Source organism: Flavobacterium sp. K5-23 (assembly GCF_023278045.1).
Taxonomy (GTDB): Bacteria; Bacteroidota; Bacteroidia; order Flavobacteriales; family Flavobacteriaceae; genus Flavobacterium.
This window is the reverse complement of the sequence record NZ_CP056783.1, coordinates 2,065,639-2,079,667: the sequence shown is the minus strand read 5'-3', so window position 1 is coordinate 2,079,667 and position 14,029 is coordinate 2,065,639. Positions and strand designations below refer to the sequence as shown.

The window sequence follows — 14,029 nt, the reverse complement described above, 5'->3', positions numbered from 1 at the left end:
TTTGGCCCGATATTTACTTTTTATCCCTATCCTCTTTAAAAATTAACAAACTCACAAACAACAACATACATCGGTAAAACTACAAATTTGTGTGTTTTTTTTTGTAAATTTAAGCTTTCGTACCCTACCGGACTTTTGCCGTATAACGAAAATCATGTACTCCCATTTAAAACATAAACTTTTTAAATCAATCAATATGAACAGTTATAACGTTAGAGTGTTACAAGCCCAATACATTACCCACGATGTAAAACGTTTTGTAGTTGAAAAGCCCGATGGATATGACTTTATTCCTGGTCAGGCAACTAAAATTTCCATTAATCTACCCGAATGGAAAGAGGAATCGAGACCATTTACTTTTACTAGTTTAAGAGAAGAGAATTACCTCGAATTCATGATTAAAATTTACAATGAACATCAAGGAGTTACAAATGAACTAGGCAAAGTTAATGCGGGAGCTGAATTAATTCTTCAAGATGTCTGGGGAGCAATTCAATATAAAGGCCCCGGTGTTTTTATAGCGGGAGGAGCTGGAATCACACCTTTTATTTCCATATTCAGGGATTTACATAAAAAGAATCAGCTTAAAGGTAACCGACTTATCTATTCCAATAAAACATCCGAAGATGTCATTATGGAAGCGGAATTACAGGAAATGCTAAAAGATGATTTTGTAAAATTATATACCCGGGAAAATGTAATGGGGTTTATAGGGAAGAGAATTGATCGCAAATATCTTATTGAAAATATTTCCGATTTCAGTCAGCATTTTTACATCTGTGGACCTCCAGAATTTGTAAAAAGCATATCTGCACTTTTACTGGATTTTGGAGCCAAAGTTGATGCAATAGTATTCGAAAAATAATAAAATTGTACTTATTATTAAATAATGCGAATCAAGGGTTCGAATGTGCCTAGCGGCACTAAATATTGGTAGAAAATATGAATTGAAACGAATTTAGCGTGCCGTAGGTACGCAACAAAACGATAGGTATTGCGTACCTACGGCACGCTAATAAATTTTGAACCTAATTACTACCAATATTAAGTGCCTAACGGCACAAAATACAGGCTTTCAATCCTTGATTCGCATAAATACATAATAATAAGTACAACTCAGAAGGTCATTTTAGTGGCCCAATTTTATACTCTTATTGTTTTTTTACTCTTAATAATTGACGTTTAACTCTAATTATCAATTCAGAAGGGTTAAATGGTTTTGTAATAAAATCATCCACACCTAAGGCAAAAGCCTCCTCTACGGTGTTTTCAAATCCTACTGATGAAAGAATAATTATAGGAATAGTAAGTTTTAATTCCATTTTTACTTTCTTAACAATTTCTAAACCGTTAACAATAGGCATCATAATATCTGTAATAATGATATCCGGGTTTTGGGATACAATTTGTTCCATAGCTTCTTCCCCATTAGAACAGGCTATTACTTCAAAACCTTCTTTTAACAGTTTAAATTCCATTGCCTTTAGCAACATTTCCTCGTCTTCGGCTATTACTATTTTCATTTTAAACTTTTATATAAATAAGTATGCTTATAATTAAGAATACAAACAAAATCAAATACTAATTAAAAGAAAATTGTTGTATTATAAAACACTATTTTAGAATTAAATCCTTCTCCGTTTTTAAAAATTCGATAGCTTTATTGCAAATAATTTTTAAATTATCAACTGCTTTTTTTCTTTTATCACTCAATGGATTTTCTACTAATTCATTTTCAATTACTTCAATATAATTCATTGCCTTTTCTATTCCTAATAAACTAACGGAGGATTTTAATTTATGAACTTCATTTTTTAATTCATTTAAATCATCTTTAATATTAGATTCAATTATTTTATCTAAAGTCTTAGGAGTGTTTTGAATAAACAAGGCAACCATATTTTGAATAAAATCAATATCTCCATCGGCAAATTCATTTAAATATTTAAAATCTATTATTTTAGTAGATTCACCTAGTTTATTTTTAGCCTCTTTTATTTTACCGGAATTTGATAAACTTTTCCTTAATTTTTCTAATAATACTTTAAAATCAAAAGGTTTAGATAAATAATCATTCATCCCGTTATTTAGACATCTCATTTCCTCGCCTACAGTCGCATGAGCAGTTAAAGCTATGATAGGTACATTAGCTTTCATACCCATATTAGAACGAATGTAACTAGTTAATTCATTCCCGTCCATTTCCGGCATTTGAACATCCATCAAAATAATATCATAATTATTGCTGTTGATTTTGTCAATAGCGATTAATCCATTATCAGCAATATCAATTTCTTTATTCCATTTTTGGAATACTTTTACAGCTAATAATTGGTTTAACATATTATCTTCCACTAATAAAATTTTTATGTCTTTTAAAAACTCGGAAGACAGTGGTTTATTATCATTATTTGAAGATTCAATTATGTTTTTTTGTCCCTTTTTATATTGAATTGCAAATGAAAATTCACTCCCTTTTGAAATTTCGCTTTTTACTGTAATCGTTCCTCCTTGCAATTCAATTAATCTACGGGTAATGGTAAGCCCTAATCCCGTTCCTCCAAATTTTCTTGAAGTTTCGTTTGAAGCCTGATTAAAGCTTTCAAATATTAAATCTATCTTTTTCTGCTCGATTCCTATTCCTGTATCTACTACTGTAAAACGAATACTAGTTTCTATATCTGGAGCATTTTCAGAGTCGACTATAAGCTCTACATATCCTTTATCAGTGAATTTTATGGCATTACCGACTAGATTTATTAAAATTTGAGATAATCTTGTAGGGTCGCCTATTATTACATCCTCTATTTGAGGATTTATATGGCTAATTAATTTTATTTTTTTATCATTCGAGACAGGGGACAACAATTCTATTACTGAGTTTACTAATTTAGACAAAGAGAAGTCAACAGCTTCAAATGTCATTTTATTAGCTTCAATTTTAGAAAAATCAAGAATATCATTAATGATAATCATTAAATTATTACCCGCAGTTTTTATGGCTTCTACACTTTGTCTTTGATCATTATCAAGTTTAGTATCTTCAAGAATTTTTGTAAATCCAATGATTCCATTCATTGGAGTCCGAATTTCATGACTCATATTAGTTAGAAATTGCTCTTTTACCCTTACTGATTCTTCAGCGATGTTTTTAGCTTTAACTAGTTCTTCTTCATTCTGTTTTTGTTCGCTTATGTCTTGAACCGTACCTAAAACTTTTAATGGTTTTCCGTTTTCATCAAACAGACATTTAATATATTCAGTAATGTGTTTATGAGTTCCTTTATGTGCTTTAATATTATGACTAAGAATTACATTTTTTATTGTGCTCTTTACTTCTTCAAGTTTATTATCAAACTGCTTTCTGTCATCTGTAGATGTCATACTAGATTTTAACAGCTCGATTGAGGGAATGCTTTTTTTATCTAATTCAAAGATTTCGAATAGTTCCTGTGAGAAATAAACATTATTATTAAATAAATTAATTTCCCAACTCCCGATTTTAGCAAGTTGTTGGGCTTCAGCTAATCTTTTGACATTAATATTTAGTTCTAATTCAGCATTTTTACGCAGTTTATAGCTTTCGTGAAGTTTAATAGTATTTCTTATGCTCTGGGAAACCCCATCAGGAGTAAGTAATGTTTTAGGAATATAATCTGAGGCGCCCTCAAGTATAGCTTGACTTGCAATCTTTTCATCACCTTGAGACGTGACAAATATAACTGGGGTTTCATTGCCTAATTCCCTTAATTTTTTTAAAAAACTAATCCCATCATAATCAGGCATCATATAATCCAAAAATATCAAATCGTATTGAAATGACTCTGCTTTTTCCAGACCTTCTTTTCCCGAGAAAACACTTTCAACTTTTGCAATTATTCCAGATTGAGATATGGAACGAATAATCGTAATTGAATCTACATTATCATCATCTATAATTAATATTTTCAAAGCTTTAGTCATCCTATTTTATTTTAATTTGAATATTTAATAATACTCCAATAATCATTAAGTATTGAAAAAAAGGCATCCCATTTTTCTTCATCATCTGGTTTGTGTAGATATCCCGCTACATTTAAATCAAATGCAGCTATTTTATTAATATCGTTATCAGTACTTGTAATGACATATATTAAAATTGATTTAAGAAAAGGGTTTTTCCTTATTTTTCGAATTAAATCCAATCCATCAATACCTTGTTCGTTAATATCGATTAACATAATTTTTGGTGTTGGGGATAATTTACTTTTACCTTGGAGAAGCAACCAAGCCTCACTTACATTTTCGGAAATATTCAAATTAAAATGAATACAGTTTTCTGAAAAAGCTTTTTTAATTTTATCAATATCTGTTTTACAGTTATCAACAAGTAACACATTAGTACTTAACATAGTTGTCTTAGAATTAAAAAATTACAGTTCGCATAATTGCCAAAAGTTCTTCAAAGTGGCAACAGAAGAAAGAAATTTTTCAAAGGACAAAGGTTTTAATATGTATCCAGCTACATTCAAATTATAAGCATTTATTTTGTCACTATCTTCGTTTGATGTTGTCATTACAAAAACAGAGATGTTTTTAAATCTATCATCTTCTCTCATAATTTTAAGGAATTCGATACCGTTCATTTTGGGCATATTAATATCCAAAATAATTATTTTAGGCAATGGCACAATAGAAGAATTCAACATCTCAAGTGCTTCAACTCCATTTCCTGCAACAAAAAGTTCGTTTTTTATATTGTTTTTAGCAAAAGCCCTTTTCACATTCATTACATCGACTTCATCATCTTCGACTAATAAAATATTTACCAATTTCTGTGTCATAATCTTATTTTTTTATTTCAATGTTTTTTGGCCATATCATTTTAAAAATGGAGCCACCTGATGGATTTTTTTTGTATTCAATATTTCCTCCAACGAATTTTAATATTTTATCAGAAATCGCTAATCCCGATCCTGTTGTGTCTAACACATCTTTTGAATGTACGGTATAAAAAATATCAAAAATTTTATCTTTTACCGCTTCTTCTACCCCTAATCCATCATCTTTGATTTCAAATTCATAGTTAATATCAGTTTCAACGACCTCAATATAAACATTCTTTTTTATATTATTGTTAAATCGAACTGAGTTATCGATTACACTTAATAGCACTTTTTCTAATTTCTTTATATAGGTGATGAAATTTTCATTTTTCAAATGTAAAGAAATATGGAATTCAGTATTTAATTTATCTTTAGTTATAAAAATAATTTCATCAATTAATTTAGGAATATTTACTTCAATAAAATCCATATCATATCTTTCAACTCTGGAAAGTTCAAGCATTGCATTCATCATATTTTCAAGACGTTGCACCCTGTTTTTTAATAAATTAAAATTCTCTTTAATCGATGGATTAATCGTTGCGCCTAAATCCTCTTCTATCCAGTTGGAAATATTTGAGATTGCTCTCATAGGCGTTTTCATATCATGCGAAATAATATAAATAAAATCCTCAAACTCCTTTTTTAGTGATTCTAACTTGGCTTGACATTTTGTATCCGGTTCTTCCATATCTTTTTATTTAGGCAAAGTAAAAATAAAACTTGTGTTTATATTTTCTTCGGATTCTATGAAGATCTCTCCTCCTTGTTCCTCAATTATTTTCTTTACTATGGATAATCCTATTCCTGTACTTTCTTTTACGTCACGAGCTTCAATTGTTTGAAATACCTGAAATACTTTTTTATGATATTCATTAGGAATTCCAGGTCCGTTATCAGTCAAAGTAAATTGATGAAAATCAGGTAATTCTTTATACTTACAGCTTATTATTCCAATAGGTTTGTCATTATACTTCACGGAATTACTTATTATGTTACTAAAAACTTGATTTAGTAAAATTTTAGGTCCCATAATAGTTGGCATATTTTCATCTATAGAAACCTCAAATTCCTTATTAGGCACAATAGTTTCAACTATTTGGTCTAACATTACTTTTAAATCAGTAGACTCTTTTTTTATTTTGGTTCTTCCTATTCTTGAATAATCTAACACACCGTTAATTAAATTCTCCATTCTTAAAATTCTACCACGCAATAAGCCTAAATTATACTTTACTTCTTCAGGCATTTCAGGCATATCTTCAACAATCCATTCCGCTAGATTATTAATTGCTCTTAAAGGTGCTTTAAGATCATGCGAAACAACATATGCAAATTGATCAAGTTCTTTGTTATTCTTTTCGAGATTTAACAAGGCTACTTTTAAATTCTTCTGTGCTTCTTTTTGTTCAGTGATATTATTACGAATAGCAATATACTGGTATGGTTTTCCGTTTTCATCTATAAAGGGAACTATAGTAGTATTTACCCAATAAAAAGAACCGTCTTTTGCCTTATTTTTTATTTCTCCTTTCCATATTTCCCCATTTGAAATCGTTACCCAAATATTTTTAATAAACGCTTTAGAATGATATCCTGAATTTACAATACGATGGTCATTACCTATAAGTTCTTCACTACTGTATTTTGAAATATCACAAAACTTGTCATTTACATAGGTTATAATCCCTTTTTGATTTGTAACGGCCACAATTGCTGATTCATCTAAAGCTGCTTTAATATGTTCAATTTCTCTAATATTTGCTTCAATTTTTTGCTCAGCAAGTGTGATTAAAGTAATATCTTGAACTGTACCTTGAATTCCAATGACTTCATTAAATTCATTTCTAAAAGGCTGCCCTATCTCGATGATGTGTTTTATTCTTTTATCAGGAAAAACAACTCTGTATTTGATTTTAAAATCATCTCCCGTTTGCATCACCTTATCACTTAATTCGTCTAAAGCAATTAAATCATCTGGATGAATCCTACTTCTATAAGCTTCATTAAGTTTTTCAGTTGGCGTTTGCTCCAATTCAAAAATACGATAATGTCCATCTGACCAAATTAAGTTTTTAGTAATTAAGTCAAATTTCCAACTCCCTATTTTAGCAATTCTTTGAGACTCTTCAATTAATTTTTTACTATTAATTAAATTAAGTTCAAATTCTTTTTCTTTAGATATATCCTTAGCTATCCCTAAATATCCGGTAATCTCCCCTAATTGATTTTTAATCGCAGTAACTGATAATAATACTGGAAAAGTACTACCGTCCTTTCTCACATAGGTCCACTCATAAGTCTCTGACACATAAGATTTCCTTGCTTTAATAACAAAAACATCAAATCCAGGTTCTACTTTTTCACCAAGTTCTATTGTCAATTCCTCTGATCGTTTGACAACCTCATCTATTTTATGAAGAATTGCAGGAGATGTCTTTCCTATTAATTCATCCGCTTTATAGCCCAGCAAGACTTCAGCTCCTTTATTGAATTGTTTAATTGTTCCATCCAAATCTGTTGCAATAATTGAAAAATCAGTAGAATTTAATATTGCCGTTAAATCAGTAGTAATGTCTAAAAGTTCGTTTTGTTGTTGTTTTTCGAATGTAATGTCTCTAGCGATACAATACAAATTTCCAGTTTCAGGGTCTGGAGAAGTATTCCAACTTAATTGAACATATTTTCCGTTTTTACAGCGGTATCTATTTTCAAAACTTATTGTTTTATGTCCTTTAGATAGTTTTTCAACCTCTTTATACGTTTTCTCTAAATCATCGTTATGAACAAAACCTATAAATGGATTTCCTTCTAACTCCTTTTTATCATAGCCTAATACTGTCTCAAAAGCAGGATTCACTTTGAGAAATAACCCGTCAACATTTGCTATACAAACTAAATCTTTTGAAAGTTCAATGAAGCTTTGAAACTCTTTTTGGGTATTAATTAATGCTGTGTTTTTTTTTCTTAATTGCAATAAAGAAACTACTTGATCAGCTAATATTTTTAGTGCCTTTTTTTGTTCCTCAGATAAAGTTCTAGACTCTGTATCGATTACACATAATGACCCTAAATTAAAACCATTTGAATCATTTAATGGGGCCCCCGCATAAAACCGGATATTTGGATTTCCAGTTACTAATGGATTTTTAACGAATATTTCATTTTCTAAAGCATTATTAACTTCAAAAATTTCATCCCCCATAATGGTATATTGGCAAAACGAAATATCCCTTGACGTTTCTTTAGCTCCAAGACCAACACTGGATTTAAACCATTGTCTATTTTCATCCAATAAGCTTACCAGAGCAATAGGTGTTTCACAAATATAAGATGCTAATTGTGTAATAGAATCATACTCCTTTTCAGGTAAACTATCCATAATAGAAAAACTATCCAACGCCTTTAGTCTATCAAATTCGTTTAATGGTACTGGAGGTTTATTCATCTTAATAAGTTTGTTTTTTTAATAATTATAAGGATACAAAAATTTAAACATATACACTAAAAATTTCAGGACAAAATTATATAATTTATATTTTCTAGAACCTAAATTAAATAAAAAAACTGATTAATTCTCTAATATTGAGTTTTCAAGATATTAAAAAAACTCATAGATAATTTATTAGTAAATGAAAAGTATAATAACATTTCTATTACCCGCTACACTTCAACACCATAAACGACTAAATAAGAAGTGATTACAACTATAAAAATCAAAAATATATTGCTTTTTATATTCTAAAAAAATATAAAATGATTAAATTTACACTAATACTATCAATAATTAGGAATACCTACTTTCCTCTTTGTACAATTGTCCGTTTTTGAATAACTTATACTAATCAATCCTGATTATAAAAAAGTTACCCCAGTTTGAATTGAATTATATCCTGAACTAATTATAGTACTTTAATAATTATGAAAAATTCAAAATACATTCTGTTTTTCGAAAAAATTAGTATTACCGACATTGAAAAAGTGGGCGGTAAAAATGCTTCTTTGGGCGAAATGTATAATGAATTGAATCATATAAGTATAAACGTTCCCAATGGCTTTGCTTTGACCGCCGATGCCTATCGTTTATTTCGAAAAGAAAATAATCTGGAAGCTGTTTTAAAGGAATTATTAGATTCACTGGAAACTGAAAACTATTCAAATCTATCAGACATTGGAACAAAAGCCCGAAAAACAATCTTAAATTCGAATTTCTCCGACGATATAAAAAAAGAAATTAAAACCGCTTATAAAAACCTTTGCACACAAAGCGGAATAGACAACCTTAGTGTAGCTGTTCGTAGCAGTGCCACTGCCGAGGATTTACCCTCCGCCAGTTTTGCCGGAAGAATGGAATCCTTTTTAAATATTAGCGGGATTAATCAATTAGAAGATGCCATTTTGCGTTGTTACGCCTCATTATTTACGGATCGCGCTATCAAGTACCGACACGATATGGGTTTTGTAAAAATGGACATTGCCATTTCTGTAGGGATACAACAAATGGTTCGAAGTGATAAAGCAGCATCGGGTGTGGCTTTTACAATCGATCCAGACACGGGTTTTGAAAACACAATCATCATCAACAGCAGTTGGGGATTAGGAGAAAATATTGTTCAAGGAAATATTACTCCTGATGAATGGACGGTTTTCAAACCCACTTTACAAAATAAAAACTTCAATCCTATCATAAGAAAACAGTGTGGCAGGAAAGAATTCACAATGATCTACTCGGAAAAATCGGAGGATACCTCAGCAAAACATACCATTATTAATTTCCCAACTTCGGCTGAAAAACAAAAACAATTTTCACTAACCGACAAAGAAGTTATTCAGCTTTCACAGTGGTGTTATGGTATTGAAAAACACTATAACAAACCTATGGACATCGAATGGGCAAAAGATGGTTTAAACAACCAACTCTACATCGTTCAAGCTCGTCCAGAAACAGTTCACGCGAAAGAAAAAAAACAGATTCTGGAAATTTACAGTCTGCTCCAAAAAGGACCATTAATCACTCAGGGAATTGCACTTGGCGATAAAATCACAACTGGAAAAGCCCGTATACTTAACAACCCTCAAGAAGGAAACCAGCTACTTGAAGGGGAAATCCTGGTTACTGACTTGACGAATCCGGATTGGGATCCTGTACTAAAAAAAGCCGCAGCCATTATTACAAACAAAGGGGGACGTACGAGTCATGCTGCAATTGTAGCCAGAGAATTAGGTACTGTTGCCGTGGTAGGGTGTGGAGATGCAACTCAACTCATTAAAAACGGACAACAAATCACCGTTTCCTGCGCCGAAGGAAAAACTGGATATATATATGATGGCCAACTTAAATGGGACATAACAGAACAAGATTTTAGCCAATTAGCTATGCCGGAAACGGCACCTATGTTTATTCTTGCTGATCCTGAAAGAGCTTTCGAACTGAGCAATTTCCCCAATCAAGGAGTGGGATTAATGCGAATGGAATTTGCCATTTCGAATAGTATCAAAATCCATCCGCTCGCTTTATGCGAACCCGAAAAAATAACCGATGACAAAATCATTGCCGAAATACGTGTGCTGACTGAAGAGTATTCAGACGGGAAAAAATATTTTGTTGACAAACTCGCCGAGGCAGTGTCCATAGTGGCAGCGGCATTCTACCCTAAAGAGGTTATTGTGAGAATGAGTGATTTTAAAAGCAATGAATACGCAAACCTCATCGGGGGAAAATATTTCGAACCAGATGAAGAAAATCCGATGCTAGGTTTTCGGGGAGCTTCTCGTTATTATAGTGATTTTTATCGAAAAGGCTTTGCTTTAGAATGTGAAGCAATGAAGAAAGTACGAAATGAAATGGGGTTACAAAACGTAAAATTGATGATTCCTTTTTGTAGAACGATCGAAGAAGGAGAAAAAGTAATTTCCGAAATGGCAAAAAACGGTTTAATTCAAAGGGAAAACGATTTAGAAATATACGTGATGATAGAACTCCCAAGTAACGTATTACTTGCTGATGAATTCGCAAATTTATTTGACGGATTTTCAATTGGTTCTAATGATTTGACACAGCTCACTCTTGGACTAGACAGAGACTCAGCATTAATAAGTTATCTCTTTAGCGAGGAAAACCAAGCAGTTAAAATATTAATCCGTAATACCATTCAAGCAGCAAAACGCAATAATATTAAAGTGGGATTATGCGGCCAGGCGCCAAGTGATATTCCTGAATTTGCACAGTTTTTAGTGAATGAAGGAATTAACAGCATTTCGTTTAATCCCGATGCATTGATTAAAGGGATTGAAAATATTTTGGAGGCGGAAAAAAAATTCAAATAAAGAAAAGCAGACTTTTTATAACCGATAAAAACTATATTATGAAAATATTGATATACAGCACTTATGGTTTTGACAAACCCTTTTTTGAAGAAGCGATTCACGGCAAACTTGAATTAGTTTATACTGAAAAACAATTGAATGAAGAAACCGTAAATCTTTCCAAAGGGTTTGATGCAGTTTCTCTTTTCACTTCGGACCAGGCTAATGAAACAGTACTCGAGAAGTTATATTCTTTTGGCGTGATGTACATTGCCTTACGTTCAGTAGGTCACGATCATATAGATCTAAAAAAAGCTCGCTCTTTAGGAATTAAAGTCGCAAATGTTCCCGCATACTCCCCCTATTCCGTAGCTGAGCACGCTGTTGCATTACTTTTAGCTTTGAATAGAAAACTGATATTGGGTCAAAAAATAATGCAAATTGGCGATTACCGTCTAGACAACTTAGTGGGTTTTGATTTAAATGGAAAAACAATCGGGATTATTGGTACCGGTAAAATTGGGTCTGCATTTGCTAAAATAATGCATGGTTTTGGGTGTACCCTTTTGGCCAGTGACCCTATAGAAAATAAAGAGCTGATACAAGAAACCAATATCCAATACAAAACATTGGAAGAAGTATGCAAAAATTCAGATGTGGTTTCAGTTCACTGCCCTCTTAATAACGCCACGAAATATATGTTTAACAGAAGTACTTTCTCCCTGATGAAAAAAGGAGTGTTTTTTATTAATACCGCTCGAGGTAGCCTCGTAAATACCGAAGACCTAATTGAAATGATAGAAAACAAAACAATTGCTGCGGCTGGCTTAGATGTTTATGAAAAAGAGAAACATATTTTTTTCATAAACCACTCACATCATAAAATAGAAGATCATCTTTATACTATACTTCGCTCCCATCCTAATGTATTAATTACAGGTCATCAGGCTTTTTTAACTAATGAAGCTTTGCAGGCAATTGCTAAAACCACTATTGCGAATTTAAATTCTTGGGCATATAATGCTATTTCTGAAAACGAGATTAATTAAACAAGTACTCCCGTAAAGGAATACTTAACATTTTCATCAAATAAAATCGTTTTTGATTAGATTACTAAACAAAATCTAATTGCCTACTAAACAATGTAAGCGTTTAAAATACTGTCTAGATATATGGTCAGGTTTAGCAGCTATATGTAATTCTTTTTTTACTAAAATTAAAAATTTTGTTGCTTATTCAAGGTAAAATCACTAGATTAGTTCTTTCAAGTTACTTAAATTGAATAGTATAGAACAAAACGCTTGCGTTTATTGAGTGAACGAAACCCTTCGTTCAATTACCAGAAAATTATAATTAATACCCAACAAAATAAAGTTAATGTATGTGTGAATATATTAAAATTAAACGGGGATTGAATATCAAATTGACAGGAGAGGCCACTAAGTCTGTTTTGGATATGCCTATAGCTGAGATATTTGCCATTAAACCACTTGACTTTATTGGACTTACACCAAAATTACTTATTAAAAAAGGAGACACTGTATTAGCGGGCACTCCATTGTTTTACAATAAAAATAATGAAGCCGTTACATTATGCTCCCCAGTAAGTGGAGAAGTGGTAGAAATTCTTCGCGGAGAAAAAAGAGTAATACTAGAAATAAAAATTCTGGCAGATAGGGAAATTAAATACTTCCCTTTTCATAAATCAAATCCCAATGACCTCAACAGGGAAGAAATTGTTGAATTGTTATTAAAAAGTGGCGTTTGGCCATTTATCCGTCAGCGTCCTTATGGCATTATTGCCAATCCTTGTGAAATTCCAAAATCAATTTTTATTTCAGCATTTGATAGCAATCCATTGGCACCCGATACTAATTTTATTATGTCAGATTCAGATACCCATTTTCAAACTGGGCTGGATGCATTAAAAAAATTAACCGATGGTAAAATACATTTGAATGTAAGGGATGACCCTACTCCTGCCTCCATTTTTGCAAATGCCAAGGGAGTACAACTCAACAAAATATCCGGCCCTCATCCCGCTGGCAATGTGGGTGTTCAAATACACCATATTGACCCAGTTAACAAAGGAGAAGCCGTGTGGTACATCAATCCACAGGATGTCCTGATAATTGGGAAATTATTTAAGGAAGGGAAATTTGATGCTACAAGGGTGGTGGCTTTAACGGGATCACAAATTAATGCCCCCAAATATTATAAAACCATAGTAGGTACCTCCATAAAAAATAGTATTGCTGACGGTGGATTAAAAAAAGGAGAGAATAGAATCATCAGTGGCTCTATTTTATCTGGTAACCAAATTCCTGCTGACGGTTATTTAGGATTTTATGATTCGCAAATAACGGTTATCCCTGAAGGAAATGAATTTGAATTTATGGGCTGGCTGAAACCTGGATTTAACAAGTTCAGCATTTCCCGCACTTTTTTTTCTTGGCTTTCGCCTAATAAAAAACACGATCTGAACACCAACTTACACGGAGAAGAACGCCCTTTTGTAATAACCGGTGAATATGAAAAAGTTTTTCCTATGGACATTTACCCTGTACATCTTTTAAAATCAATATTGATTGAGGATATAGATATGATGGAAAAACTAGGTATTTATGAAGTGGTGGAAGAAGATTTTGCTCTTTGTGAATTTGTCTGTACATCAAAGATAAAGTCACAGGACATCATACGCCATGGACTTGATATCGTCCGTAAGGAATTCTGTTAAAAGTATTTACTCTATTTATAATAAAATAAATAATACTGAAAGCTGAATTATTAAAATGCTAATTATAATGGATCTGATCTCATTATAAACAAGTAAGAATCTAATTTTTTAATCAAATAAC

General features: G+C 31.7%; 10 protein-coding genes. 4 read left to right on the top strand and 6 right to left on the bottom strand.

Annotated features, from left to right (window positions below):
• The first annotated feature begins 196 nt into the window (after positions 1-196).
• On the top strand, positions 197-865 hold the full coding sequence (locus tag FLAK523_RS09030; protein ID WP_248902786.1) for an FAD-binding oxidoreductase: 669 nt from the start codon (positions 197-199) through the stop codon (positions 863-865).
• 286 nt (positions 866-1,151) lie between these two features.
• Here the strand turns inward: FLAK523_RS09030 and FLAK523_RS09025 are convergent, their stop codons facing one another.
• From FLAK523_RS09025 to FLAK523_RS09000, 6 genes are all read right to left on the bottom strand, one after another.
• Positions 1,152-1,523, bottom strand: a complete 372-nt coding sequence (locus FLAK523_RS09025; protein ID WP_248902784.1) for a response regulator transcription factor — start codon at positions 1,521-1,523, stop codon at positions 1,152-1,154.
• Positions 1,524-1,614: 91 nt separating this feature from the next.
• Positions 1,615-3,963, bottom strand: coding sequence for a hybrid sensor histidine kinase/response regulator (locus FLAK523_RS09020; protein ID WP_248902775.1), 2,349 nt, complete (start codon positions 3,961-3,963; stop codon positions 1,615-1,617).
• An 11-nt stretch (positions 3,964-3,974) separates the two neighbouring features.
• Positions 3,975-4,391 (bottom strand): response regulator, encoded by a 417-nt coding sequence (locus tag FLAK523_RS09015; RefSeq protein ID WP_248902773.1) that lies wholly within the window; start codon positions 4,389-4,391, stop codon positions 3,975-3,977.
• A gap of 21 nt (positions 4,392-4,412) precedes the next feature.
• Positions 4,413-4,823: a response regulator gene (locus tag FLAK523_RS09010; protein ID WP_248902772.1), complete on the bottom strand. Its 411-nt coding sequence runs from the start codon at positions 4,821-4,823 to the stop codon at positions 4,413-4,415.
• A 4-nt stretch (positions 4,824-4,827) separates the two neighbouring features.
• Complete coding sequence (locus FLAK523_RS09005) at positions 4,828-5,556, bottom strand: ATP-binding protein (protein ID WP_248902771.1); 729 nt, start codon at positions 5,554-5,556, stop codon at positions 4,828-4,830.
• Positions 5,557-5,562: 6 nt separating this feature from the next.
• A complete protein-coding gene (locus tag FLAK523_RS09000) occupies positions 5,563-8,313 on the bottom strand; it encodes a PAS domain S-box protein (protein WP_248902770.1) in 2,751 nt (916 codons plus the stop codon).
• 473 nt (positions 8,314-8,786) lie between these two features.
• Between FLAK523_RS09000 and ppsA the strand changes: the two genes are divergently transcribed.
• The 3 genes from ppsA to FLAK523_RS08985 all read left to right on the top strand — a co-directional run bounded on the left by ppsA (position 8,787) and on the right by FLAK523_RS08985 (position 13,908).
• Entirely contained in the window at positions 8,787-11,192 is a 2,406-nt protein-coding gene (gene ppsA, locus FLAK523_RS08995) for a phosphoenolpyruvate synthase (protein ID WP_248902769.1), read from the top strand.
• Positions 11,193-11,230: 38 nt separating this feature from the next.
• A complete protein-coding gene (locus FLAK523_RS08990) occupies positions 11,231-12,220 on the top strand; it encodes an NAD(P)-dependent oxidoreductase (protein ID WP_248902768.1) in 990 nt (329 codons plus the stop codon).
• A gap of 362 nt (positions 12,221-12,582) precedes the next feature.
• The gene (locus FLAK523_RS08985; RefSeq protein WP_368670288.1) at positions 12,583-13,908 is read left to right on the top strand and encodes a Na(+)-translocating NADH-quinone reductase subunit A; all 1,326 of its coding nucleotides are present in this window, start codon (positions 12,583-12,585) and stop codon (positions 13,906-13,908) included.
• Positions 13,909-14,029: the final 121 nt, after the last annotated feature.

What these genes read in the sequence shown, in the direction of transcription:
- FLAK523_RS09015 (WP_248902773.1), bottom strand. Translation starts at nt 4,391, where the DNA reads ATGTTAAGTACTAATGTGTTACTTGTTGATAACTGTAAAACAGATATT.
- FLAK523_RS08990 (WP_248902768.1), top strand. Translation starts at nt 11,231, where the DNA reads ATGAAAATATTGATATACAGCACTTATGGTTTTGACAAACCCTTTTTT.
- FLAK523_RS09005 (WP_248902771.1), bottom strand. Translation starts at nt 5,556, where the DNA reads ATGGAAGAACCGGATACAAAATGTCAAGCCAAGTTAGAATCACTAAAA.
- ppsA (WP_248902769.1), top strand. Translation starts at nt 8,787, where the DNA reads ATGAAAAATTCAAAATACATTCTGTTTTTCGAAAAAATTAGTATTACC.
- FLAK523_RS09020 (WP_248902775.1), bottom strand. Translation starts at nt 3,963, where the DNA reads ATGACTAAAGCTTTGAAAATATTAATTATAGATGATGATAATGTAGAT.
- FLAK523_RS09010 (WP_248902772.1), bottom strand. Translation starts at nt 4,823, where the DNA reads ATGACACAGAAATTGGTAAATATTTTATTAGTCGAAGATGATGAAGTC.
- FLAK523_RS09030 (WP_248902786.1), top strand. Translation starts at nt 197, where the DNA reads ATGAACAGTTATAACGTTAGAGTGTTACAAGCCCAATACATTACCCAC.
- FLAK523_RS09025 (WP_248902784.1), bottom strand. Translation starts at nt 1,523, where the DNA reads ATGAAAATAGTAATAGCCGAAGACGAGGAAATGTTGCTAAAGGCAATG.
- FLAK523_RS09000 (WP_248902770.1), bottom strand. Translation starts at nt 8,313, where the DNA reads ATGAATAAACCTCCAGTACCATTAAACGAATTTGATAGACTAAAGGCG.